Source organism: Methanomethylovorans sp. PtaU1.Bin093 (genome assembly GCF_002067275.1).
In the GTDB taxonomy this organism is placed as follows: domain Archaea; phylum Halobacteriota; class Methanosarcinia; order Methanosarcinales; family Methanosarcinaceae; genus Methanomethylovorans.
In genome coordinates this window covers 15981-40431 of the sequence record NZ_MVQX01000039.1, presented here as the reverse complement: position 1 = coordinate 40431, position 24451 = coordinate 15981, and the positions used below count along the sequence as shown (strand labels likewise).

Below are 24451 nucleotides of genomic sequence, written 5' to 3'. Positions count from 1 at the left end.
AATTGTATTCACGTTGAATACTTTTGTAAGACACATAGCAATACCTAGTAGACTGACTGATTTTATGGCTATGGACTGGGATTTAGAATTCCGAGATTTGTTCTCCGAAAGAAGATCAGTAATCCATTATGCTAAAATTATCCACACGATATTGAAGAGAACAAAAAGAATAAATCATACCGTATTAAAAGAGAAAAGAGTTTTTAAGTAAAACTGTATAAACTTATTTCATTGCCATTTCCATCAGGTCCAGGATATCAATAACTTCGACTTTCGGCCCCCCACGCTTAAGATTTGTCCTGCACAGGGGACAGGACGTGACGAGATAATCCACACCTCCGGGTATCTCTTCCAGGCGTTTCTTTGAAAGGGCCATTGAAAGATCAGGATAACCTTTCAGTACACCACCACCCGCACCGCAGCAACGGGATTGCTCGTGATGGGATCTCATCTCCTTGAGTTCACAGATCGATGTGATGATCTGCCGGGGTGCATCAAAGATACCATTACATCTGCCCAGATGGCAGGGATCATGATAGGTCACTGTGATGTCCAGATGTTTTAGGTCCAGTTCCTGAAGATGTTCTGCCAGGAACTCTGAAACATGCATCACTTTCAGATCACTGTGATAGTCGTTCTTAAGAGTTGTATAGCATCCTGCACAGCCTGTGATGATGGTATGCGCACCGATCCTTTTGATCTGTTCCAGATTCTTAGAGACAAGAGCATCAGGGTCCAAACCAGTACGGAACAGGGGTGAACCGCAGCAAACCTCCTCAGGGATCAGGGTGACATCGAACTTCTTAAGCAGATCAAATGTCCTGCGTGTAAGCTCAGGATACCTGTAAGCACCGAGGCAACCCACAAAAAAGACATAAGGAGCATGCTCTTTGATGTCGGAAGCATCTTCAAGCCAGGCATGACGATACTGTGTTTCTCCAAGAGGATTGCCCGCTAATGCAGCAGCATCGCGCAGTGCTGCCTGAGCATCGGTCATCCTGCCCTTAAGCACAAGATGGTGGCGGGCATCCTGAACAACCTGAACGGGAGAGGCACCTGAAGGGCACATCTGTTCACACAGCCCACAGGTCGTGCACGTATTGAGGCTGTTTAGCACATCCTGATCTGCCTCAAGACCTTGAGAAACACCATGGGCAACAAGCATACGACCTCTGGAGCTTGCTGATTCCCAGCCTACCTGCTCAAAAACAGGACATACTGACCTGCATGTACCACAACGTACACATTTAAGGATGGATCTAAGATCAAGATTGGACATGTCACACACCCATTTTTCCGGGATTCAGTATCCCTTTAGGATCAAGGGCCTTCTTGATCGTGATCATGACATCCAATGCATTTCCCAGCTCCAGGCGCATGTATTCGGATCTCGCACTGCCCACGCCATGCTCTGCAGTGACCGTGCCACCTATCTCAATGGCTGTACGGTGGATCTTATCAGCTGCAGCGTTCAGCTTTTTCCAGGCATCGTCGCTAAGCATGTCTATGCACATGCCTGTATGCAGGTTGCCATCCCCAATGTGACCGTAGGTCATGATAGGCAGGTTGAACTCTTTGGAGATCTCATCCACCTTGCGCAGCATCCTGGGTATTTCTTTTATGGGAACCCCAACGTCCTCGCCCACATAGACCCTGGTACGCATGGGATCAAGACGCGAGATCGCCGCACCCACCAGCCTGCGGGCAGCCCATATCTCATCTCTTTCCTTCTTATCCGAAGCGGTCCTGACACCTGAAGCCAAGCCTTCACATGTTTTTACTATGAGATCAACACCTTCCTTCACTTCAGCTTCAGTACCATCCACTTCAAAAAGTAGAATGGCACCGGCAAGCGGAAGGCCTAGTTTAGGATCATATGTATTTATCGCCCGGATAATATTCGCATCCAGTATCTCGCATGCAGAGGGAACGATACCCGATGACAGCACTCTCACAACGGCTTTCCCTGCAAGTTCTGGGCTATCGAATGAAGCAAATATGACAGAGCGTTCTTTGGGAATGGCACGTACCTTGATTATTGCCTGGGTGATGATGCCAAGAGTCCCCTCCGAACCGACCATGAGGTCAGTGAGAGAATAACCTGCAACAGTTTTCATTGTCTTTGAACCTGTTCTTATTATTTTTCCATCTGCCATCACTACCTCAAGGCCGAGCACATAACTGCGGGTGGTACCATATTTCACAGAGCGCATCCCGCTGCCGTTATTAGCTATCAGCCCTCCTAGAGTACACATTGCAGAACTTCCGGGATCCGGGGGGAAGAAAAAACCGTATGGTTCCAGGGCCTTATTGAGCTTTTCCTGAACTATACCCGGTTCCACTACCACCTGAAGATTATCAAAATCCATTTCCACTATCCGATCCATACCGGACATATCAAGGACGATACCCCCTTCCAGAGGAACGCAGCCACCCGCCAGACCTGTGCCTGCTCCCCTGGCGGTCACTGGAATATCATGCTCGTAAGCGATACTCACAATATCCGAAACCTGAACAGTGGTCTGCGGTTTAATGACAACTTCCGGAATACCTCTTATCTGGGAAGCATCAGAGGAATAACAATATAGTTCGCAGGTAGCAACGGACAGATTGTCCTTACCTACGATCGTTCTCATTTTTTCTATTAGGTCAACATTGAGCATAGCTTTGATTTTAGAGAAGTGGTCATTATTTAAAGATAGCGGTGAAATAGCAGAAATTTATACCAAACATTTACATCTAACTATGCAGTATCCTACAAACAATGACACGATATTTCGAGGTATACCAGAGGGACGGTGCAGCAAGAAAGGGCAGGCTGCTCCTTTCCAGAACTATTGAGACCCCATGCGTCCTGAAAACCGAGACTCTGAAAGATAACACAGGACCTATCGTGGATGCTGGCTCCCTGTGGGAACTAGGCAATGTGGAAAAAGCTGAACATAGGTTACAACAGCTTAGAAGCGAGATCGGAGAAGATAGGCTGATCATACTACCTCATATGTGTCTTGCACCTGACGCTCCTGACTGCATACCGGAATCTCTGGAAATGCCTGCATCGAATAGTGGAGCCACCGGAAGGCTATACCGTAAAGGGAGAGCTCTAAAGGCTGCTGATCTGTATATACTTGAGGGCGCAGGTGTCTTTGAGAACAATGCAAGAGCATTGCTGGAAAGAGTTCTTGACCACAAAGACAGTACACCTGATGATACAGCATTATACCTCCCTGATATCTGTCTTCCTGAGAACCTGGCAATGCTCGTTTACATGGGGGCTGATGTGCTGGATACCACTAAGGCCACAGTTGCAGCATATAAGGACATTTATCTCACTCACGCAGGAAGTTTCGATCTGGGATCGCTTTTCGAGTTACCGTGTAGATGTTCTGCATGTGTATCTACCACCGCATTGGAACTTAAAAAAATGGATAAGAATTCCAGGGCACAGCTGCTCGAACAGCATAATATCAATGCAATGGAAGCTGAACTTGCCCTGGTAAGAGAAAAGATATCTGCAGGCAATCTTCGGGAATATGTTGATGGCCAATGCCGCACCAGACCTTGGCTTACTGCACTGTTGAGACTGCTTGACAGAGAATATCGATATCTTGAGAGGGGGACTCCGATCACCCGCAATGTGGAGATGCTTGCTAATTCGGGTGATTCCCTAACAAGACCGGAAGTTGTGAGGTTTGCACGCAGGATACAGGAAAGGTATACCCCTCCTGAACTGGATGTACTTCTGCTCTTACCATGCTCTGCAAAAAAGCCCTATTCCATTTCACAATCTCACCAGAAGTTCGGTCTGGCTCTGGGCAAGTACCGCAAATTTGTACATGAGGTAATAATTACATCGCCTCTTGGAATAGTTCCCAGGGAACTGGAGCTGACCTATCCGGCAGCTCATTATGATGTTGCTGTAACAGGTCACTGGGATGCTGAAGAAATGAAGTGGGTTTCAGGATGTCTTGAAGATTATCTTTCAAAGCACAGGTACACTGCAATAGTGGCACATGTAGATGGTGCTTACAGGCAGATCTGTGAGATGGTAGCCGATAAGCTTGGACTGGAGATACACTTCACGAACACCGGCAGTGTCACTTCTCATGAATCCCTCAGGAACCTTAGCAAGACCATGGAGGGACTGTGTACAGGCAGGAAAATAAGCGAAACGAAAAGGAAAGCAGCAATGCTGAAGGCTATTGCTGATTATCAGTTTGGGAAGGGAGCAGGAGAAATATTAGTTCCCGATAATTCCGAAATTAAGGGGCCTTTCCCCAGGTATCAATCTTTTTGTGAAAAGATCCAGCTTGCAACCCTTATACCCCAGTATGGAACACTGGCAGTTACCATAGAAGGAGCGGAAATGATGATCCCACGCAATTCCTACATCGTAAGGATAGACGATTTCATACCTAGAGGTTCCATCCTCGCCCCGGGAGTTCTGGAAGCTGATCCTGCTATCCGCGAAGGGGATGAAGTGTTTGTGGTAGGGGAAAGAGCAATTGGTGTTGGACGGGCGCGTATGAACGGCAAGGAGATGAGCATGTCTACAAAAGGCCAGGCCGTTGACCTGCGCCATGTGAAAACTAAATGACATGATATTGATATTATGAGCATAAGGATCAGGAAATTCAAAACTGATGATTTTGAAGATGTGCTTTGCATAGAATCGGAGGCTTTTGCGGAACATAATCCCTTTGCATACATGCACTTCTACGAAATGCATGGGGATATGTTCCTTGTGGCTGAATACCTGGACTTTATAGTTGGCTTCATAGTGGGATACAGGCTGAACGAAAATGAGGGAAGGGTGTTTTCCCTTGCCGTGAGAGAAGAGTTCCAGGGAAGGGGGATAGGAGCAATGCTTCTGGATGCATTGTTCAAAGAGTTCTATTCGAACCTTTTGAAATATGCTACTTTGGAAGTAAGGGCCAATAACATGAAGGCCAGGAACCTTTATGTTAAGATGGGGTTCATTCCTTGCTGGATCGAAAAAGAGTACTACTCGGATGGGGAGGATGGAATAATAATGAAGATGAAACTATCCTCATATAAGTTCCATGACTTGGATCTCTTTGCCGAAAAAATAGAAGGAATATCCCTGAGGGACGCGGAAGAATTTGATGAGTGAACTTTTTCTGAATGGACTGAATTTCAGAAGTTTTCCTGCATGATGCTATGATGCATACGTGTGGCAAGTTCCTTCATTCTCTCGGATGTCCTGCCAAAGCCTGAAAACTCATCCTTGGACATTACAGATGCAAGGCTATTGCCCAGTACAAAGATGGCGAGTTTATGCTCAGCCTTGCTCCGGTGCACATGTACCGGACTTATTGCCAGAGATTCATATTCAGAGAACTCGTTTGTAAAACCCTTTTCTTCCAGACAACTTTTCATTTGTGCCATTAAAGTGTGCAATTGGATCAATTCGTCTTTGTGCATACCAACCAACATGTCCTTTTTTTGTGTGTACATTGTGCTATTGTGCACTGATGAAATTAATGTACGAACATAAATCGATTGGTTTCGATAAAAGGCTATTGTCGGAAATATATGTCCTTGAGTCAAATATAAAAAGTTAACTAAATAAAGTGTTTATATCGTTTTGAAATAATAAAAAATAAAAAAGGAAAGTATTAAAGAATTAAAAATTGACCATCAAGACCTAAAGGTCTTTAACGGTCAATATTTTCACTGAAGCTGGTCTTTTAGTGATACTTCCTATCTTGGCGCCAACAAGGTTTTCAATACCCTTGTTCTCAGCAATGTCAAGGATCCTCTGGGTTATAACACCATCAAAGACAACACTTTTGACATCACCATTGTAGTTCTTAAGGTTATTGACAAGATCACGCACCGCAGTCTCACCAATCACATTATTGCCGGCATCAAGGAAACGAGCACCAAAAGTGCCCATGAGCTCATCTGCGTGCGACTTGAACTTTTTTGAAGCTGGCGAGAGTTTAACGACCGGCTCCTCAACTTTCTGTACTTCCTCCGAAGGTACCTCGACCTCTACAGGTTCCTGAGAGAATTCACGTGGCTTGATCGGGCGTTTCTTCAACTTAGCCGGGGCAGCAACCCTTGGGATCTCAACAGGTCTTCTTTCTTTTGGTTTTGGCACCCTCTGAACTACCGGAGCCTTCATGGAATCCGAATCCTTCAAAGAATACTTATCCATTACCTGTTCTACTGGTATCTTCTGCCTTAGAGCCCTGACTATTTCCTTCTGTACAAGATCCTCTACACTCTTGCCATCGGGGGCACGGGCAATGTAATCAATGTTAGCTACCTGTAGAAGCTCCTTTATGATCAGTTCTCCTCCACGGTCACCATCTGTAAAGGCGGTCACAGTTTCCTTTTTCTTTGTTAGTTCTGCAACCTCAGGAGGCACATTGGTACCACCTACGCAAATAGTGTTCTTGATACCATACCTTAGAAGGTTCAGCACATCTGCACGACCCTCTAGAACGACTATAGCATCTGAATCAAATACTGCCGGACCACATGGGATCTTGTTCTTCCCAAAATACTGCATTTCTTCCACACGTACGGACTGCCGGACCTCTTCGGCTATTTCCTGAGATTCCGGCACATTGACATCGAACATGCCAGTGAGAATGAACTTTGCACGTTCTATGATCTGCTTCCTCTTTGTGGCCCGCACATCTTCTATATTTGTTATTTCGATCTTGGCGCTGCATGGTCCGACCCTGTCGATGGTTTCCAGAGATGCGGCCAGAATGGATGTTTCCACCTTGTCCAGACTGGAAGGCACCAGAATAGTACCCTTGGATTTGCCACCCTTAGCACTGACAAGGACCTCTATCCTACCGATACGTCCTGTTTTCTGAAGGTCCCGCAGATCCAGGTCCGATCCGAGCAGGCCCTCTGTCTGTCCGAAAATGGCACCTACGATATCGGGGCGTTCAATAATACCATCTGCGCTGATCTTTGAATGAATGATATACTTGGTAGTATCTGCATTTTGCATATATGAATCTCCACATTATTTATGCTGATTTTATGCTATTATCTATGGCACATAGCTTGTTCATCTTGCAAAAACAGTCTAACAAGTGACTTACAAAGCCCAGGCGCAAAGGACCTGATACCGTTTTTAGGTCACTTCAACAGTAGCATTCTGCTGAACCCTATCTCAACTCTGTTCGTTTTTTCCGACGTGCCACACGTAATTCAGCATTACATATGCCCATGTCTTGAACACACGTCTACAGCACTATGAGGGTAACTAACGTTCAATTGGTATACCCAATATCACCAGTACATTAAATACCCTTACCGCCATTCCCTTTGGCAATCCATATCAAATGGGATGCTTGATGCTAATAATCAAACGTGAATTCCAACTTATTTCCTGATTATTGTAAATTAGATGATGATAAACTATTTTTGCGTGATCAGAATACCCATGTCCCATGGGTATCCTCAATGATTCTAGATCAATTTCAAGTTGATGTAGCCATATAAGTAATGATTACAATAGGTAATATCCGTATGATATATAATAAACTTGTGGGTTTACAAAGATGCTCAACTCCCTTTGAAAAGAGAAACAGGCTAACGAATGAACTAAATATAGAGAGCGCAGAGTTCTAATACATGGTAAAAAGAGGAGAAACACCAGGTAAAAAACTCTTGATCATTGGCGGGGGTGCGGTCGGTATGGCTGTGTCCACCGGAGCCACAAGACACACCAGTCATGATGTAACGGTGATATCCACTGATAAACATGCATCTTACAGTCAATGCGGCATACCTTACGTTTTTTCAGGTGATGTGCCTAACTTTGAACAATTAATAGTTAAAGGACCTGAGTTCTTCAAAGAGATGGGCATCAAAGTAAGGCTCGATACCCGGGTAGACTCTATTGACCTTGACAACAGGTCAATAAGGATCGGGAAGGAACAACTGGCCTTTGACAAGCTTGTGATAGCTACAGGAAGCACACCATCTATACCTGAACATATAGAAAATAGCACATCTCTGAAGAATGTGTTCACCCTGCGTACACTATCTGACGGCACCCAGATAGGCAAAGTTCTGGACTCTGCAAAAGACCTTGTGATAATAGGCGCCGGTTCCATCGGTGCCGAGGTTGCCATAGCTACCGCACGTAGTGGGATCAGAACTTCGTTACTGAACAGGAGCAATACGATCCTTTCATCCAGCCTTGACCCTGATATGGCAGAAACAGTAATATCATACCTGGAAAAGGAAGGAGTTCAGGTACTGACGGGACATACCCCTACATCCATCAATGGTGAAGATAGTGTCACATCAGTAACAGTGAATGAAATAGAGATACCTGCAGATGCAGTATTGATCTCAGTTGGCGTGACCCCTGATTCGGCCCTTGCAGCAGAGGCTGGAATAGATATTGGACCCACAGGGGGAATACTCACAAACGACAGGCTTCAAGTCATGAGAAATGGAAATGCCATTGAGGATGTGTTCTCCGGAGGAGAATGCACCCAGATATACAATTTTGTCACCGGCAAACCCATGCTTAGCCATCTGGCAAGCACAGCGCGCAGAATGGCAGGAGTGATAACCGACAATCTGGAAGGCAAGGACACATGTTTTGGCCCTGTGGTGAATCCCTGGGTAGCAGTGATCGGAGACCTTCAGATAGGTTCGGTGGGAATTACGACCGCAGAAGCTGAAAAGCAAGGAATGAAAGTTATCAGTGGTATAGCTACAGGTTCCACACGTGCAGAGTATTTCCCTGGTGCAGGCAAGATATTCATAAAGGTCCTGTTCCATGACAGATGCCTGATCGGTGCTCAGATAATTTCAACAACCGGTACTAAGGAGCGCATTGACGGTCTATCTCTGGCAATAAAGAGAAAACAAACCATAGATGAACTGCTTGAGATGGAAACTTGCTACTCTCCTGCTGTTTCCACACTCCAGGACCCTTTGCTTTTTGCTGTCAAAGGTGCACACAGGAAAATGCCAAAAAAAGGTGCACGATGATAGAGATCGATGGTTCTTACGGAGAAGGTGGAGGACAGATACTGAGGACAGCTATTGCTTTGGCAAGCATTACATCAACCGATGTAAGGATATTTAATATTAGATCGCATCGACCCCAACCCGGGCTTAAGGCCCAGCATATGAAAGCCATAGCAACTGCTGCAAAGCTCTGTGATGCTGATGTCTCAGGACTGTATATAGGTTCTCAGGAGATCACCTATTCTCCAATGGAAATAAAGGGGGCTGCATATACAGTGGACATTGGAACCGCGGGGAGCATCTCCCTGCTGCTTCAATGCATTATGCCAATGACAGCATATGCCGGTGGAAGGATAGCACTTGAGATCACCGGTGGAACTGATGTGGCATGGTCCCCAACGATCGATTATCTCAATAATGTGACGTGTAAAGCGCTTGTACAAATGGGATATCACTGTAACATAGAAGTTCTGAAAAGAGGATACTATCCTGAAGGGGGAGGAAAGGTATGTGCGTTCTTTGAACCGGCAAGGCTGCATGGGTTCGAATTTGAAAGAAAAGAAGAGAACATTAAGGGAATATCACACTCATCAAAACTTCCTGAACATATAGCACAGCGTCAGGCCCTGGCGGCTAAAAGAGTGCTGGAGAACAGGGGAATAAAAAGTGATATAGCTGTATGCGCTAAAAATGAACTTTCAACAGGAAGCGGGATCACATTGTGGAGCGAGTATAGTGGTGCCAGTCATCTTGGAAAGAAAGGTCTTCCTGCTGAAAAGGTTGGAGAGATGGCTGCGGAGCAGATGACACGACACCTCGATTCCGGGGCCTCGGTAGACCCTTATCTGGCAGACCAGCTTATCACCTATATGGGTCTTGCAGGAAGTGGGTCTTTCACCACCTTCGAGATCTCAGAACACACACTGACAAATATGCATATAACTGAACTGTTTTTGGGAGTAGAGTTCGAGATAAGAGAAAAGAAGGAACTTACTGAGGTCTCGATAAAATGAGAGGAAAGAAACTTGCCAGATCAGTTCCCATTCTCAACTATGCTCAAGTACTCAGCCGGAATAGATCTTGCAAGGGCGATGTCCTCATTGGCAGTAATGACCATGATGCCGTCGTTTTGGGCAGAATCAGCGTCTATCTCAAGTATCACAGGATTATCCGTATGTACAAGTGCAGCCTCCACAGCCCTTTCATAAGATGTGCTAAGATGCACATAGGTTTGCCTGATAGGCGTGATGCCACTTTCCAGCAGCATATCGACCTCTTCCTGGCTGACACCATAATAAAGTGAAGGAAGCTCATTTTCAGGATAATCTGACTCAAGCTCCACGTCTACAGAATGACCGTACTTTGCCCTTATGTGTTTGCCATCTATCTCATATCTATGCTTTTTATCAGAACTGACAAGGGCAATGAGCCTTTCCTTGGTGCCCCACCTATAGCGCTCGCTCAGAACATCCAGAAGATGCCCCAGGCTAACCCAGCCATGGTGGTCCATTTTAAGACCCACATCTTCAGGGAAATGCCTCAATGCTCCGGAAACGAATTTTCCCAAGCGCTCTTCGCGGTCATCATCAAGGACGTACCGGCCTTCCACACCGCATGCCGGGCATGTCTCACCTCTGAAATATCCATGCTCATTGCATTTACGGATCATGATGTATCGGTCTTGAGATGTAATTAATCGTTAATATATGTTATCGAAACAAAAGGGAGCTATGATAATAGTTTCGTCAGATTTAATACATACTCATACTATCAGGTTACACAAAGCAGAGAGATTAACTTAGGGGCAAATGCTCCCAATAATAATATATTTCTGGGGATTATCATGAATGGGATAGACGAAATCTACTCTAAAGTTTGTAGGCAAATCAGCAAGGAAGAGTTTATTGAATTAGTCCATGAAAAATTAGTACATTTGGGAGATCTATGTGATGAAAAAACAGCTGCTGCTCTTGTAGCAAACAGCCTAGGAGTAAATGTAATTGAGAATTCATCACAGAAAATTCGAAATATAAAAAGTGACAGTGGAAATGTTAATTTCATTGCAAAGGTTATTTCTGTTTCCCCAACAAAAGAATTCACACGCGGCGATGGTACCACAGGAAGGGTCGGAAATCTAATTGTTGCCGATGATACAGGAAGTATAAGGATAACACTATGGGATGAGAAGGCAGACCTGGTAAATGATAATACTATTCAAATTGGCCAAAATTTGAAGATAGGTGGTTATGTTAAAGAAGGGTATTCAGGAGTTGAAGTTAACATTGGTAACAATGGAGTGTTGGCAATAATTGAAGAAGAAGTACAAGTGAAACATCCTTCAACAAAAATCTCAGAAATAAAAGAAGGTATGGGAGGCATTAACGTTGTAGGAAGGTTACTTGATATTTCCGATGTCCGCACTTTTAAAAAGAAGGATGGATCTGAAGGACGTGTAGGAAATATAATGATTGGTGATGATACCGGCAAGATAAGGATAACATTGTGGGATGAAAAGACAGATAAAATGACAGAACTCCGCACTGGGGATTCTGTTGAGATTATAAACGGTTATGCACGACAAAACAACTTCAACCAGCAGATAGAGATACAGATAGGTAACAATAGTTTTGTAAATAAAAGCGAAACATCTGTAAAGTATCAGGAAAACTTCACACCAATCTCAGATATCGTACCTGGAGAATCTTATTCCATACAGGGTTCTGTGTCAGGATTGGGAGAAATAAGGGAGTTCAACAGGGACGATGGTACGGTCAACATGGTCTCAAATATATATGTTTCCGATGACACAGGCAGGATCAGAGTGGCCTTGTGGGCTGACCACGCATTGCTGGTAGATGAACTTGATATCGCTACACCTGTACAGATCATAGATGCTTATGCAAAATCAGGTTTTAATGAAGACGTTGAACTCAGTGCAGGGAACCGGACACGGATAATCATCAACCCCTGATGAAATTTAGAAATGCAGTAAACATTCCTGCCACTATTCTTTTAATATATATTCTACGAACACCTATATATACAATAAATAATAACATTTATTTGTGGGCAATCGCTTTCCTTAAAAATAACAGGAGCGTGTTATGCAATGGTTTTGGGTGCGCAATGGGACCTTGAAACTGACGCATCTATTAATGAGATCCGTAAGGAGATGTCAGTCCGGGAAGTAATGACCAGCAATGTAGTCGTTGCAAATATCAATTCTAGTGTTCTTGAAATTGCCCGTGAGATGATCCGCCAGAAAGTAGGCAGTGTGATCATCACTGAAGATGATGATCCTGTGGGAATAATAACAGAGGCAGACATCATCAGCAAAGTGGTGGTCAATAATATGGTGCCAAGTACAGTTGTGGCAGGTAAGATCATGTCTTCTCCCATCATAGCGACAAAACCATCAACAAACGTCATAGAAGCTGCAGAACAGATGACCAGATGCAACATCCGCAGGCTTGCAGTGATAGATGGTGATAGAATGGTGGGTATCATCACAGACAGGGATATACTTACAATATCACCTGGTCTCAACACTATTCTTGAAAGTCTGATAGAGCTGCATCGGGACGAGAGTAATTTTGTGGAAGAATCAGGGATAGAAAGAGGAATATGCCAGAGATGCGGTGCATATACAGATCTTACCCTGATGAACGGGCTTATGCTCTGTGAAGACTGCAAAGAAGAAGAAGGCTATTACGATTAGCCGTGTATCATTGACCTGTCCATTCTAAATGGAGGATATCTATGACAGTGGAGAGGATAATGTCAAAGAATCCCTTATATGTGAAAGATACAGACCTTATGACCCATGCACGTCAAGTTATGCGTGACCATTTTTTGAGAGGGGTGCCTGTAGTTAACGATTCAATGAAAGTGAGTGGAATACTTACAGACGGAGATGTACTTAAAATAAGAGCCACCAAGTCCAATGTGACAGTGGAAGGATATGTAAAGGAGATACCAATGATCACACCTGAAATGGAAATATTGAAAGCTGCACGCTTAATGCTTGATGCAGCTCAACATAGAGTTCCTGTAGTATCAGGTGTTGACAGACAGTTGGTAGGGATCATAAGCGATGCAGATATACTGGCAACCATCAAGCCAACAAAAAAGTCTCCTCTGTACATTGAAGAGATCATGATGACAGATGTGACGACCTGCTATCCGGACGACAGTATAACCAAAGTGTGGCATCAAATGCTTGAGCACGATTATACTGGAATACCTGTGGTATCACACACCAATGAAACTATTGGGATGGTGACAAGAAGAGATATCATAAAAGCAGGTTATGCAAGAGTGGGAGAAGTTGATGGACGGAGTGCAAAAGCCGGTGATGCACCAAAAGTGGAAAAGGTTATGTCCACTCCTATGTACACTTTACCCCCGGAGGCTTCAGTGAAAGAGGCCATTGATAAGATCCTGCAATATGACATTGGCAGGATAGCCGTAGCCAGCAATAAGAAGCTTTTGGGCATCGTAAGCAGGTCTGCATTAGTATCTGCCTGCCTTACAGGCACTGGTTTCTGAACTGGTGAAGCTATAATAGAAAAATGAGGACCTTTTATTTTTGGTCCCTGAAAGCAGTTGAACAGAAGAACATTTTATGTGCCGGTGGTTTAATTGACAAAAAAAAGAACAGATATGGTCACAGCAGACAGATCGAAGTTCCAGAACAATATGGAATACCAGGGCAATCATAAAAAAGACCCAGGTATGATTAGCAGTACAAGTACTATGGATGTAGCACCTGTTGAGTTCAAGGCGAAAGCTGCAGAAAAGAAAGGTGACATGAGCGTTGTGGCCAAGAAAGACGTGATAACTCTTCCTCCCACGACAACGATCATGGGTGCTATAAAAACGATGACCAGTAAAGGTTTTAGAAGAGTGCCGATAGCAGACGCAGGTACAAAACGCCTTGAAGGGATCATCACCTCGATGGATATTGTAAACTTCCTTGGAGGTGGTTCAAAGAACCTGCTTGTAGAAAAATACTATAAAGGAAACCTCCTGGCAGCTATCAATGCTGAAGTGAGCGAGATCATGCAACGTGATGTAGCCTTTCTTACCTCCAAAGCAAGTATTTCCGATGCAGTGGAGATGATGATCCAGAGAAATACAGGAGGATTGCCTGTAGTTGACGAAGATAACAGAGTATGCGCTATATTCACGGAAAGGGATTTCCTGAATCTTATGGCAGATACCATTGACTATGATTCTATAAGGAACTACATGAGCACAAAAGTGAAAACTGTACCGTTCGATACTACTATAGAGGAGGCAGCAAAGATAATGGTCAGTAGGGGCTTCAGACGATTGCCTATTGCAAAAGATGGCATATTGATAGGTATCGTTACAGCATCCAACATTATGAATTTCCTGGGTAGCGGAAAAGCCTTTGAAAAGATCGTAACAGGTAATTTCCATGAGGCTTTCAGCGAACCTATAACCTCACTTATAAACAAAGATGTCGTATGGGCCTCACCTGAGATGGACCTGGGAGATGCTGCAAGATTGATGATAGAGAAAAAAGTAGGTTCTCTTCCAGTGATCGATAATGATGTTCTCTGCGGTATCATTACCGAAAGAGACTTTCTGCGAGCCGTCTATTGAACAGACGAAGAACAGCTAATGATTAAAAAATGACTATTGGAGGAAGTAAATGAACGTTTCAGATATAATGAGCTCTCCGGTTTTCATAATGGGACCCGATGAGCCGGTATCACGTGCAAGGAATCTGATGCTGAAACATAAGATCAGCACGGTTGTTGTAGGTGATGGTGAAAAAATGATGGGCATTCTCTCACAGGCTGACCTGAGCAGAAAACTTGCCCAGGCAGAACCTGTCTGGAAAAGGCGCCCTATAGATAAGATCCCTGTAAGCATGGTGATGACAGAAAATCCGATAACTATCTATCCGGAAGCTTCTATCTCCCAAGCCGGGAATCTCATGTTGGAGAACAACATCAACTACCTTGCGGTGATCAAAAAGGGACTTGTTGGCATAGTAACAGGTACCGATATCGTGAGATATGTCTCCAAGCTTGATGAAAAAAATTTCGACAAGAAAGTATATGAGATCATATCTGACGAGCCTGTTCGCATACATAGGCACCATACCATTAACCATGCGATCGAGGAGATGGAGAAAAATAATGTTGATGAGGTTCTGGTTGTCGATGATGCTGAAAAGGTAGTGGGGCTGATATCCTTCAACAACGTTGCCCTTAACATAGTAGCAGGTGCTGACGGAGAACTTCCTACAAAGAATATCAAGATGGCCAGACGTGCTACATCCGGTGGGCAGAAGGCATATAGATATATAAAAGAAGTGCCTCTGGTTGCTGAAGATATCATGTCAGATATCAGTACTATTGTGAAATGGGATGATTCGGCAGTTGAAGCTGCAAAGCTCATTGTAGAGGATAACTCAAGGGTCCTGCCAGTAGAAAAGGATAACGAGATCGTTGGTGTTATCCGAAGGAAGGACCTGATAAGGATAGCGCAGTGAAGGAACAAAAACTAATACAACCTGAAGGTGAAAGACATGGAAGTAAAGGACATAATGACAGAACCACCAACTATCAGTAAATCAGATACTCTTTCCCACGCACTTGATATTATGGAAAAGAAAGAAATGCGTCGGGCCCTCGTGAAACATGACGAGAAGGTAGTTGGTATCCTTACTATGAGAAACCTCACCAGAGAACTCGGTACCCGGAAGAAGGGAAGCATGCCTGCATCCTCACTTCATGTTGCAACAGCTGTCTCTGATAACTTTGTGAAGGTTTTTCCGGATGTAAAGGTAAAGGACGCTGTCACCCTTATTGACAAGAACCAGGGAGTTATCATCGTCTGCAAGGATGAAAATGTTATGGGTTGGGTAACACCCGCAGAACTCCTCAAGACTAACAACTTCAATGGTTTTGCTGGCGAGTTCATGCAGAGAGAACCTGTGATCGCAAGTCCTGGTGACCGTGTAAGCCATATCAGGCATCTGATGCTGGATAAGAATGTAGGAAGGATCCCCATTATAGAGAACGGCAAACTGGTAGGAATCGTCACCGAAAAAGATGTTGTTAAGGCCATGAGGGCTTTCAGGGACATAGTTTCGGGCAATCAGCAGGAAGCCAGGATAAAGAACCTGATCGTTGCAGATATCATGAAGAGAAGTGTAAAGACAGTTAATACGAACACTCCCCTTTCAGATGTGGCAAAGATGATGCTTGCAGATAATATCGGAGGTCTTCCTGTGCTAAATCTTGATGGTGAGTTCGTAGGCTTTATCACCAGAAGGAATCTGGTACATGCAATGGCACAGTGAACATGGAGAACTATCCGCAAACAGAACTGGATATTGAGAATGCAGCATCTTTTCTGGGCATTTCTGCTCAAAGGATGCAGGAGCTTATGGAAAGAAGAGTGTTGGTACCGAACTGGAATGAGTACCAACACCTATTCCGTTTTGAGCATAAGGCTTTGCACATTGATATTGGAAGTGTCCTTGTGCAAAAGAGCGATGGGTTCAGTCTTATTCTAGGATTTCCAAAGATCAAAAGAGCAATGTTGCTCGGACCTGCCATCAAGTTCAACTTCGGTGATATAAAGAGGGTGGCAGTAGAAGAAAAAATGAATGGCTACAATGTACGAGTGATCTTGCTGGATGGGAAGCTTGCAGCTCTTACACGCAGCGGCCATGTGTGTCCTTATTCTTCGGAGAAAGCTAATGACCTGTTAGACCATAGTTTTTTCACTGAGAACCCGCAACTTGTGGTATATGGAGAAATGGTAGGTCCTGATAACCCTTATGTACCCAAGGAAATATACGGTATTGAATCTTTGGAACTCTTTGTTTTTGATATCAGGCATAAGGACACGGGTTTACCCTTGCCATTGTATGAGCGCAGGAGACTGGCTGAAAAATATGGCTTCAGACAGGTTAGACTTTTTGGGGAATTCGACATCCAGGAAGCTCCCTCCATGATCACAGATATCATTCGGGAGATTGGGAGAAAAGGACATGAAGGGGTAGTGATCAAGGACCCAAAGATGGTATTGCAACCAATCAAATACACTGCTTCTCAGAGCAATTGCTCTGATCTGCAACATGCCATGAAAGTGTATAACGAAAGTGGAAGAGATTTTATATTCTCCAGAATAGTCAGAGAGGGTTTCCAGTCAGTGGAATGGGACGAAAGCGAGGAGGATTTCAGAAAACGTTGTCTTCAACTGGGTGAAAGTATACTGAAACCTATGAAAGGATCCATAATAAAGGTAAGGGACGGAGGGAGAGTTGCAGAAGAGTTCACTATCAGGGTGAAAGACAGAACAACCATATCAAAGTTCGAGGAATATATGAGGAGGCTTGGAATGGACATAGTGTTCAGTGAACCTGAGACCGTGGGTAATGAGTATCTCGTACATATGACAAAGGTAAACAAGAGCACCAGTGATAAGACATTGGCCATGTGGGAAGGCCAGTTGTGGTCATGAAAAAAGATATATCTGTATGATAGTATTCGTAACCTCATAAAGACCAGGTGCCAATATGACAAAGATCACTATAATAGGAAGCCAGCAAAGCGGAAAGACAACACTTGCCGCAAAACTGGGGAAGAAAGGGAATGTATCGGATTTCACAATGTATGATTTCGCCAAGGGCGACAAGATAATGACTATCATAGACCCCACCGGATATCCAGATTCCGTTAAGCCATTGATATCCTCGCTTACCCTTTCCGATATCGCCATCCTATGCGTGCCTCCCACAGGTCTGGATGCTTATGCAGGGGAATGTATCGTCTGCCTGGAGTGCATGGGCTACAAACATGGACTTGTACTGCTCACAAGATCTGATACCACTTACCCGCAGGCAACAGATGAATTGAAGGCAAAGCTGCAGAAGATCACAAAAGGTACGGTACTTGAACATTGGGAGTATATGGCAGTTTCCACTAAAACCTTTGAGGGTATGGAAGAGCTCAAGGAAAAGATCTTCAGTATGGGTGAAACGATCGATGAAGAGGACAGGACAAAAGCCACTCTTCCAACAAGGATCATAGTAGACCAATCCTTTAATGTCACTGGGATCGGATGTGTTGTGCTTGGTGTTGTGATGCAGGGCACTGTCAATGCAAAAGACAAAATGACAGCTTATCCCACCAGGAAACCTCTGGAGATCAGGTCGATACAGATGCACGATGTGGATGTTAAGAGTGCACCCAACGGAGCAAGAGTGGGCCTTGCTCTTAAGGGAATACAATCAAAGGATATAGACAGAGGCCATGTTCTTTCCCTTGAGGAAATTGTCAGTGAGAATCTAAAAATAAAATGCAAACTCTCACCTTTCTCTAAGGGTTTCAATACTGGGAGCATGTTGCATGTATTCGTTGGACTGCAATCGTCTCCTATGCGTGTCAATAGCATAGAGAAAAATGGGACCATGGTGGAAAAAGCTTCTGCTGGAAATGAATACGTCCTTCAGTTGATAGGTACGAAAGAAATATCTTATTCGCAACAGGACAGGTTCATACTCACAGATCTGGACGAAAAACAAAGGTTCTTAGGCTTTGGTTCCCTTTGAACAGCATTATTTTTTAGGGGAAAGGTGTTTGATCCCGTCCAGCATGGACGGTCTTGCTACCGCTTTTGTAAGAGAGGTATTCTCAGGTAGGTCTGTAAGCTGGGGTCTTTCTAGAGGAGCCGGGGAACCTCCCTGAGAAGTTTCTCTTTTTCTGAAGGAATTGTCGATTCCCGAACTATTATGAGATTGCGGGAGCAGTATCGATGAAGAGGCAGGTAATGATCTATCCTTATCTGCCACTCTCTTAGAGAGACCTGCCTTCATATCACGTTCTCTGGTCCTGGCACCCTCTGCTCGTCCGGTTTCATAGTTTTCCCTGACGGACTGCCCCAGATCACCTTGGGATGCAAACTCGTAAAGTGAGTTGAACCTTTCCTTTACCCATCCGATCTCTGAATGTTTATGATAACCCACCTCAAAACCCAGTTCATAAGAACTCTTTATGAGTGTCTGTTTCTGAGGTTCGGTGAGCTCTCTTTTACTTTCCTTTTTCTTGAAGATCTTGACCATTGGATCAATCCATTATTCCAGATATCCTTCGATCTTCAGACCCTTATCAGTGAACTGTACTGTGCGCATGTTACAATCATGCTTTGTTCCTCTCATTTTGATAATCTGTACTGCTCTGGTCATATTCTTATCATAGAGGAAATTGTGCATGAAGATCACTCCATGTGCTGCGAACTGTTCTGTTGAATAGGCCGTTGGATCGGTCAGTTCTCCTATCAGTATTGTGGTACATCCAAGCTTCTTGAGATTACGTATGAACCTTGTCATTTCCTTTTCCTGTAAAGAAAGGTCCTTTGTTGTAAAACGGATAGCAGATACGGAATCCAACACAAGCCTTTTTACATCATATTCTGCCACATAAGCAGCAATTTCCTTAAATACCATTGCAGGAGAAGGAGCCTCACTTTCAAGGGAAGTTCTGCTGACCTCATACTGAGGCGATACAGATTCATTGAGTTCGTCCATATATCCGTATTCCATCCTTGGACCCAGGTCCGCGAACAGGAGTTTCCTCATTTTTATAAGTGGGATGACGTTCATTGCATAATTGGACATGTCATCAATGATGTTCTGAGGACTTTCCAGTAAGGTCACATACAGACCTACATCACCAAGTGCAGCACCATGAGCAAGGAATTGTACACAGAATGTAGTTTTACCGCTACCCGGGGGGCCACTCACAAGATAAACCCTTTCAGAGAGCAGACCTCCCTGGACAATTTCATCAAAACCTTCGATTCCAGTTTGTATTCTCATCCTTAATCCTCATCTATGATGGAATATACTAATATAATTATAAACTTATATATAAGACACACGTTCATAATCTAATGGAAACCTTATGGAACATGAATAATAAAGAAGAAAATGATTTTCATATCGCCTGGCACGAAATTCGATGGTCGTCCAAAATATTCATAGTAGCTATGTTCATCGCCTGGATGACAAGCACGCTGTTCTATTTCCTGAGCCTGGCGGCAGCATCACCTGAACCTGTAAATGATGCTATAACTTCTACCGCTGCAATGGCCATGAAGAAAGTGGACTCTGCTGCAAAACACCTGGATCTGATGTGGTCGATCTTCCTGTTCAATTCACTGGCAGTCATAACAGCCTCTGTGGGAAATGGATTGTTACCATTCATCCAGAATATCTCCATTGCTGAACTGAAGGTGAGGGCACATCACCAAAAATACACGACTTTCTCAGTGAAAGTGGAACAATTATTTCAGCTGGCCAGCACCCTCATAAAAGATAGTATCCAACGGTTGGACCCCGGAATTGCCAGGCTAAGAGCTCAGGACAATTCTGAAACAGAGGATTCGATATGGAAACGCGCAAAATACAGCAAAGAACACTTCAGATTACTCGTTTATGTTATCCCATATCTCATTCCTGTCATAACACTAACATTGAATGGAATGCTCCTTGGGATCATGTTCTCCTTCTTCATTTTTAATGGAACGCTATCTTCCTACAACCTGATAGGGCCATTAGGTATTGGACAGGGGATCCTCTATTCTGTTTTTTATTTCTTGGCCTTTATCCTGCCACATGGCATAATAGAGCTGCCGGTCATAATCATAGCTGGCGCCCTTGGATATAGGTTTGCCAGAGTATACTCTGGCAAAATAGTGGAAAATGAACTGCTGTCAGGCAATAAGGCTGAAAGCCTTGAAAAAGATGTATCATATCTGAATAGCATTGCCACAGAGTACATTCGATCTTCTTACCTGCGGACCATGGTAGGTATGATGCTGATCTTGCTCCTGGTAGCCGCTTACATAGAAACGAACATCACACCAAATGTGGCCCTGCAAGTGGCAGATCTTATAGGCCGGCTGCTATTCTGAATGCGATATCATATACCAGACTTCTGCATACCTGCTGCTACATTTTGCAGTAACTGCGAAGCTATCTGCTGAGAGGGCCATGACCCCAGACCACAATCAGGACCAACATACTTTATCCTTTCACCAAAGATCGAATAGGCTTTTTCGAGCCTTTTAGCGATAACATCCGGAGTTTCAAGCCCAGTAACGATCTCCTGAATACGTGATGGATCCTTCCAGACATTGGTACCATACTTGTCATTGAGGACCGAAACGAGATTAGAAATATCGGTCCTTGCAATGCCTACCCTCAGGAAAGAATCCGACTCATCGAGCACTCTTTTGTCTATAAGGTCAAGATATGAAGGATGACCTGCTGATTCAACGCCTATAACATTTATCTGGGAAGTATCACAGGCGAGCTTATAATGAAGAGGTGAATGTAAATGTATCTGCACATCAATGCCTTTACGGTGAGCTGACCTGGTGGCGATCTTAAGAGCTTGTATGAGTTCATCATCATCGAACATGACCTGGGGATTGATGCCAATGCTTGGCTCATCTATGGAAACCACGCTTATGTTCAGATATCCTGAATTCTCAATGGAATTTTTCAGGAAGCGGTCCACACTCTCTGCTAAAAGATAAAGGATATCGGTATATTCCGTTCCTCCAAACTCTTTCAAATACATTTCCAGGGGGCCTGTTACACACACTCTCGTATTTTGCTTCTCACCATGAGATTGCATGTACATTTGAGCCGCTGGCTGGACAGCTTCCAGTTCTAATATCCTGGCAGCTTTTTCTTTGACCTTGAAAGGCTCTTCTGTATTTTCCGGATCCCTGATAACAGAAAGGAACTGTTCGTTCATGTCCTGATATTGGGGATAGGTAGGAGCCTCAACCCCTGCATCTACCTTTTGCTGAAATGCGGCATTGATGATCTGGAACAGTTTTTCGCGCTCCGAGTGTTTTGAAAATGCCTTTTGTACCCATTCCTTTGTTACTCCCTGAGGAAGCGGGTAACTACCTATATCATCAAAGATCAAATCGTTCATGCCTTAGAATTGAAGCAGCAACGAAATATAAGTTTTGGGACGAAAAACTAGAATAAATGAGATTTGCAAGACCTGCGGTGAATTCAGTCCTGTCTTAATTTTCCCTTCTTGGCAACGTGTTCAACATAATAGTCCACACATTTCTGTGAGTAATCAATGGAAACCTTGGACATATGAGCAACGATCTCACTTAAAGGCCTTTCAACTTTTATAGTACGCCTGGGTATACCGTATTTTTCATTGTGCCTTGCTACGGTCTCAAGCATAATGTTCTGCAACTGCAATACATCCAGTTTTTCGGAGGGAGAGAGTTTTTCGAAATCTTCCATTATCTTCCGTATGCGGTCCTTATCCTTTTCATCTACCTCTAATTCGGAAATGGGGTGCCTGATGTGCTCCTCCACTCTATCACCATTAGCAGTGTATACATCATTGGTTAAAATACCTACCTACAAATTTCATAATTAATATAAAAATAAATTGCTGTTCAAAAAGATTAAAGGAGGGTGAGCAATACACCCATTTCCTTTAAGGTCTTTGAGACTTCTTTAAATGCTATGAACATTTCCTTGCGGCTTTGATCAATGTTTTCCTTTCTTGGTTCACACGAGAACCAGATCTCTTTCTCGCTCTCTCCACGGGTAACAGTGATACAAGCCAGCATATCGGATTTTGTCAGCCTGTACACTGAATCCACACCTGTGGGAGTAACCCACTCATGATGCTTGCCAGTGATATGCTTAACGAATTCGTTCCAATTAACTGTAGCATACGCTTTCAGACTAATGTGCAGATGAGCACGATCACCTGTTATTTCTTCTGTCATGATCGTACGCATCTTCCTGTACTCGGGATCTGCCTCATCGACAACGATCTTTTTCTCAAGCTTCATGGCAGCTTCCTTAAAGAAAGGAGCAAGGTTAACCGTTTCCGATGGTTTGCTAGCTAAAGAAACACCAAAGAAAGCTATACCGCTCAGAGCCATACCCAATATCACTCCATGATTAGAGAGCACCGGGTGTATAGAATCCAGATAAGCAGGAGCAAAAGCCGGAGTATTTGCAAGATCAACTACAGTGAGAGCTACCTGAGCAATAAAACCTACTATCAGGCCTGCAAGCGCACCTTCCTTTGTAGCTCTGCTCCAGTAAAGCCCTCCCATGAGAGGGAAGAAGTATGAAGCACTGGCTATAAAAGTGGCTATGTGAATGGCATCAAGAATACCATCAATATAGAAGGAGCCGATGGTCGCACCTGCGACTATTATTAATACGCTCACCCTGTTGATAGCAAGCATCTCCTTCATGGTAGCATCAGGTTTTATGTACCTCTGATAAATGTCGCGAGATAGACAGGAACCTCCGGAAGTTGCAAAAGTGTCTGTAGAAGACATTGCAGCTGCTGCAAGGCCTATGCCTGCCAGACCTATAAGAAGAGGAGAGAAATGTTCAAAGATGTAAACAAGCAGTGCAGGTTCTGCCTGGGCCATTGCACCCATACCTATCTCTGCAAATGATGCAGCAATATCGGGATATACATGGTTCAGCCCTATGGCAATGATAGTGCAGGCCACACCGAACACGATGAAAATAAGGAACGAACCTAGGATCATACCGTTCCTTGCTGACTTTTCATCCTTTGCAGCCCAGACCCTTTGCCACGGATCCTGTTCTGTGATCCAGCCGGGAATGATGGCAAAGATGGCAACCATCACTGCAACTATGCCAACACTGAATGGATTCCACCATCCTGCCGGCACATCAGAGAAAAGTTCAGAAGAGGTTATTGATGAGGCTACATCAACTGAAGTAGCTGAACCTGTTACAGCAACAGCCATTCCCAGAGCAAATGTTGCAAGGAAGAGGAACTGGATCACGTCGGTCCATATTACTGCAGAAAGACCTCCAAGGGTCACATACACAGAAACGGCTAATGCCACAATGGCTGCAGCGTATACAGGAGGCATTCCGAAAAAGATCTCAAGGACCATGGCAAAACCCTTTATATCCGCAACTGCGAAAAGGATCATGACAATGGCGATAATAAGAGCCACAGGACCTCTTATAGCACTGCTGTACCGCTGCTCAAGCAGCTCTGGCTGGGTGATGGCTGGCAGATGCTTGATCTTACCTACTAACAATGCAATCAATAGCAGGGCAAGGATGTTGGGCGCCACGAAGCCCCAGATGGAGCCCATGCCCAGCAGCATGTAAAGACCAACAACCGCAAGAATGCCTCCTGCGGTCATCCAGGAAGCAGCTGCAGAGCAGCCAATTGCCACGAAATTAATTCTGCGTCCCGCAAGCCAGAAATCCGTGACAGATCTCTGCCTCTTAGTGAAATACCAGCCAATGGCGACCAGAACCAGAATATAGGCTGCAAGCAACACCATAAACAAACCATATGAGTTCATAATTACTACCTCGTTTTAATCTATTATAATTGATTTAATTTTTCGATGATTAATA

At 44.1% G+C, this 24451-nt stretch carries 23 protein-coding genes; 13 read left to right on the top strand and 10 right to left on the bottom strand.

Annotated features, from left to right (window positions below):
* Window positions 1-223: 223 nt before the first annotated feature.
* Window positions 224-1279: a (Fe-S)-binding protein gene (locus tag A4E24_RS04350; RefSeq protein ID WP_292352010.1), complete on the bottom strand. Its 1056-nt coding sequence runs from the start codon at window positions 1277-1279 to the stop codon at window positions 224-226.
* A gap of 1 nt (window position 1280) precedes the next feature.
* Window positions 1281-2663 (bottom strand): FAD-binding oxidoreductase, encoded by a 1383-nt coding sequence (locus A4E24_RS04345; RefSeq protein WP_292352008.1) that lies wholly within the window; start codon window positions 2661-2663, stop codon window positions 1281-1283.
* A gap of 101 nt (window positions 2664-2764) precedes the next feature.
* Between A4E24_RS04345 and arcS the strand changes: the two genes are divergently transcribed.
* Together arcS and rimI are read left to right on the top strand one after the other, a co-directional pair.
* A complete protein-coding gene (gene arcS / locus A4E24_RS04340) occupies window positions 2765-4597 on the top strand; it encodes an archaeosine synthase subunit alpha (protein WP_292352006.1) in 1833 nt (610 codons plus the stop codon).
* Window positions 4598-4612: 15 nt separating this feature from the next.
* The gene (gene rimI / locus A4E24_RS04335) at window positions 4613-5134 is read left to right on the top strand and encodes a ribosomal protein S18-alanine N-acetyltransferase (protein WP_292352004.1); all 522 of its coding nucleotides are present in this window, start codon (window positions 4613-4615) and stop codon (window positions 5132-5134) included.
* 23 nt (window positions 5135-5157) lie between these two features.
* Here rimI and A4E24_RS04330 read toward each other — a convergent pair whose 3' ends face one another.
* On the bottom strand, window positions 5158-5445 hold the full coding sequence (locus A4E24_RS04330; protein ID WP_292352003.1) for a UPF0058 family protein: 288 nt from the start codon (window positions 5443-5445) through the stop codon (window positions 5158-5160).
* Window positions 5446-5668: 223 nt separating this feature from the next.
* A complete protein-coding gene (dnaG, locus tag A4E24_RS04325; RefSeq protein ID WP_292352001.1) occupies window positions 5669-6997 on the bottom strand; it encodes a DNA primase DnaG in 1329 nt (442 codons plus the stop codon).
* 629 nt (window positions 6998-7626) lie between these two features.
* Here dnaG and A4E24_RS04320 point away from each other — a divergent pair.
* Together A4E24_RS04320 and rtcA are read left to right on the top strand one after the other, a co-directional pair.
* Window positions 7627-9003: an FAD-dependent oxidoreductase gene (locus tag A4E24_RS04320; protein ID WP_292352000.1), complete on the top strand. Its 1377-nt coding sequence runs from the start codon at window positions 7627-7629 to the stop codon at window positions 9001-9003.
* A complete protein-coding gene (gene rtcA, locus A4E24_RS04315; protein ID WP_292351999.1) occupies window positions 9000-9995 on the top strand; it encodes an RNA 3'-terminal phosphate cyclase in 996 nt (331 codons plus the stop codon). The genes A4E24_RS04320 and rtcA overlap by 4 nt, the downstream gene beginning before the upstream one ends.
* Before the next feature lie 20 nt (window positions 9996-10015).
* Here the strand turns inward: rtcA and A4E24_RS04310 are convergent, their stop codons facing one another.
* Window positions 10016-10651 (bottom strand): RNA 2'-phosphotransferase, encoded by a 636-nt coding sequence (locus A4E24_RS04310; protein WP_292351997.1) that lies wholly within the window; start codon window positions 10649-10651, stop codon window positions 10016-10018.
* Window positions 10652-10825: 174 nt separating this feature from the next.
* Here A4E24_RS04310 and A4E24_RS04305 point away from each other — a divergent pair, with 174 nt between their 5' ends.
* The 8 genes from A4E24_RS04305 to A4E24_RS04270 all read left to right on the top strand — a co-directional run bounded on the left by A4E24_RS04305 (window position 10826) and on the right by A4E24_RS04270 (window position 18583).
* Window positions 10826-11953, top strand: coding sequence for an OB-fold nucleic acid binding domain-containing protein (locus A4E24_RS04305; RefSeq protein ID WP_292351996.1), 1128 nt, complete (start codon window positions 10826-10828; stop codon window positions 11951-11953).
* 138 nt (window positions 11954-12091) lie between these two features.
* Window positions 12092-12700 (top strand): cyclic nucleotide-binding/CBS domain-containing protein, encoded by a 609-nt coding sequence (locus A4E24_RS04300; protein WP_292351994.1) that lies wholly within the window; start codon window positions 12092-12094, stop codon window positions 12698-12700.
* 41 nt (window positions 12701-12741) lie between these two features.
* The gene (locus tag A4E24_RS04295) at window positions 12742-13530 is read left to right on the top strand and encodes an HPP family protein (protein WP_292351992.1); all 789 of its coding nucleotides are present in this window, start codon (window positions 12742-12744) and stop codon (window positions 13528-13530) included.
* A gap of 93 nt (window positions 13531-13623) precedes the next feature.
* Window positions 13624-14613, top strand: a complete 990-nt coding sequence (locus A4E24_RS04290) for a CBS domain-containing protein (protein ID WP_292351990.1) — start codon at window positions 13624-13626, stop codon at window positions 14611-14613.
* 49 nt (window positions 14614-14662) lie between these two features.
* The gene (locus tag A4E24_RS04285) at window positions 14663-15511 is read left to right on the top strand and encodes an HPP family protein (RefSeq protein ID WP_292351989.1); all 849 of its coding nucleotides are present in this window, start codon (window positions 14663-14665) and stop codon (window positions 15509-15511) included.
* 36 nt (window positions 15512-15547) lie between these two features.
* Entirely contained in the window at window positions 15548-16324 is a 777-nt protein-coding gene (locus tag A4E24_RS04280; protein WP_292351988.1) for a CBS domain-containing protein, read from the top strand.
* Window positions 16325-16326: 2 nt separating this feature from the next.
* On the top strand, window positions 16327-17493 hold the full coding sequence (locus tag A4E24_RS04275) for an RNA ligase (protein ID WP_292351987.1): 1167 nt from the start codon (window positions 16327-16329) through the stop codon (window positions 17491-17493).
* Window positions 17494-17548: 55 nt separating this feature from the next.
* The gene (locus A4E24_RS04270; RefSeq protein ID WP_292351985.1) at window positions 17549-18583 is read left to right on the top strand and encodes an EF-Tu/IF-2/RF-3 family GTPase; all 1035 of its coding nucleotides are present in this window, start codon (window positions 17549-17551) and stop codon (window positions 18581-18583) included.
* A 6-nt stretch (window positions 18584-18589) separates the two neighbouring features.
* Here A4E24_RS04270 and A4E24_RS04265 read toward each other — a convergent pair whose 3' ends face one another.
* Entirely contained in the window at window positions 18590-19093 is a 504-nt protein-coding gene (locus A4E24_RS04265; protein WP_292351984.1) for a hypothetical protein, read from the bottom strand.
* A 12-nt stretch (window positions 19094-19105) separates the two neighbouring features.
* On the bottom strand, window positions 19106-19849 hold the full coding sequence (locus A4E24_RS04260; protein ID WP_292351982.1) for an ATPase domain-containing protein: 744 nt from the start codon (window positions 19847-19849) through the stop codon (window positions 19106-19108).
* A 92-nt stretch (window positions 19850-19941) separates the two neighbouring features.
* On the opposite strand from A4E24_RS04260, the gene A4E24_RS04255 reads away from it, so the two are divergent.
* The gene (locus A4E24_RS04255; RefSeq protein ID WP_292351980.1) at window positions 19942-20946 is read left to right on the top strand and encodes a stage II sporulation protein M; all 1005 of its coding nucleotides are present in this window, start codon (window positions 19942-19944) and stop codon (window positions 20944-20946) included.
* An 8-nt stretch (window positions 20947-20954) separates the two neighbouring features.
* Here the strand turns inward: A4E24_RS04255 and A4E24_RS04250 are convergent, their stop codons facing one another.
* The 3 genes from A4E24_RS04250 to A4E24_RS04240 all read right to left on the bottom strand — a co-directional run bounded on the left by A4E24_RS04250 (window position 20955) and on the right by A4E24_RS04240 (window position 24396).
* Window positions 20955-21983, bottom strand: a complete 1029-nt coding sequence (locus A4E24_RS04250) for a methionine synthase (protein WP_292351978.1) — start codon at window positions 21981-21983, stop codon at window positions 20955-20957.
* Between the two features lie 83 nt (window positions 21984-22066).
* Entirely contained in the window at window positions 22067-22387 is a 321-nt protein-coding gene (locus tag A4E24_RS04245; RefSeq protein ID WP_292351977.1) for a hypothetical protein, read from the bottom strand.
* A gap of 92 nt (window positions 22388-22479) precedes the next feature.
* On the bottom strand, window positions 22480-24396 hold the full coding sequence (locus tag A4E24_RS04240; RefSeq protein ID WP_292351975.1) for a sodium:solute symporter: 1917 nt from the start codon (window positions 24394-24396) through the stop codon (window positions 22480-22482).
* Window positions 24397-24451 lie beyond the last annotated feature (55 nt).

What these genes read in the sequence shown, in the direction of transcription:
- A4E24_RS04350 (WP_292352010.1), bottom strand. Translation starts at nt 1,279, where the DNA reads ATGTCCAATCTTGATCTTAGATCCATCCTTAAATGTGTACGTTGTGGT.
- A4E24_RS04345 (WP_292352008.1), bottom strand. Translation starts at nt 2,663, where the DNA reads ATGCTCAATGTTGACCTAATAGAAAAAATGAGAACGATCGTAGGTAAG.
- arcS (WP_292352006.1), top strand. Translation starts at nt 2,765, where the DNA reads ATGACACGATATTTCGAGGTATACCAGAGGGACGGTGCAGCAAGAAAG.
- rimI (WP_292352004.1), top strand. Translation starts at nt 4,613, where the DNA reads ATGAGCATAAGGATCAGGAAATTCAAAACTGATGATTTTGAAGATGTG.
- A4E24_RS04330 (WP_292352003.1), bottom strand. Translation starts at nt 5,445, where the DNA reads ATGCACAAAGACGAATTGATCCAATTGCACACTTTAATGGCACAAATG.
- dnaG (WP_292352001.1), bottom strand. Translation starts at nt 6,997, where the DNA reads ATGCAAAATGCAGATACTACCAAGTATATCATTCATTCAAAGATCAGC.
- A4E24_RS04320 (WP_292352000.1), top strand. Translation starts at nt 7,627, where the DNA reads ATGGTAAAAAGAGGAGAAACACCAGGTAAAAAACTCTTGATCATTGGC.
- rtcA (WP_292351999.1), top strand. Translation starts at nt 9,000, where the DNA reads ATGATAGAGATCGATGGTTCTTACGGAGAAGGTGGAGGACAGATACTG.
- A4E24_RS04310 (WP_292351997.1), bottom strand. Translation starts at nt 10,651, where the DNA reads ATGATCCGTAAATGCAATGAGCATGGATATTTCAGAGGTGAGACATGC.
- A4E24_RS04305 (WP_292351996.1), top strand. Translation starts at nt 10,826, where the DNA reads ATGAATGGGATAGACGAAATCTACTCTAAAGTTTGTAGGCAAATCAGC.
- A4E24_RS04300 (WP_292351994.1), top strand. Translation starts at nt 12,092, where the DNA reads ATGGTTTTGGGTGCGCAATGGGACCTTGAAACTGACGCATCTATTAAT.
- A4E24_RS04295 (WP_292351992.1), top strand. Translation starts at nt 12,742, where the DNA reads ATGACAGTGGAGAGGATAATGTCAAAGAATCCCTTATATGTGAAAGAT.
- A4E24_RS04285 (WP_292351989.1), top strand. Translation starts at nt 14,663, where the DNA reads ATGAACGTTTCAGATATAATGAGCTCTCCGGTTTTCATAATGGGACCC.
- A4E24_RS04280 (WP_292351988.1), top strand. Translation starts at nt 15,548, where the DNA reads ATGGAAGTAAAGGACATAATGACAGAACCACCAACTATCAGTAAATCA.
- A4E24_RS04275 (WP_292351987.1), top strand. Translation starts at nt 16,327, where the DNA reads ATGGAGAACTATCCGCAAACAGAACTGGATATTGAGAATGCAGCATCT.
- A4E24_RS04270 (WP_292351985.1), top strand. Translation starts at nt 17,549, where the DNA reads ATGACAAAGATCACTATAATAGGAAGCCAGCAAAGCGGAAAGACAACA.
- A4E24_RS04265 (WP_292351984.1), bottom strand. Translation starts at nt 19,093, where the DNA reads ATGGTCAAGATCTTCAAGAAAAAGGAAAGTAAAAGAGAGCTCACCGAA.
- A4E24_RS04260 (WP_292351982.1), bottom strand. Translation starts at nt 19,849, where the DNA reads ATGAGAATACAAACTGGAATCGAAGGTTTTGATGAAATTGTCCAGGGA.
- A4E24_RS04255 (WP_292351980.1), top strand. Translation starts at nt 19,942, where the DNA reads ATGAATAATAAAGAAGAAAATGATTTTCATATCGCCTGGCACGAAATT.
- A4E24_RS04250 (WP_292351978.1), bottom strand. Translation starts at nt 21,983, where the DNA reads ATGAACGATTTGATCTTTGATGATATAGGTAGTTACCCGCTTCCTCAG.
- A4E24_RS04240 (WP_292351975.1), bottom strand. Translation starts at nt 24,396, where the DNA reads ATGAACTCATATGGTTTGTTTATGGTGTTGCTTGCAGCCTATATTCTG.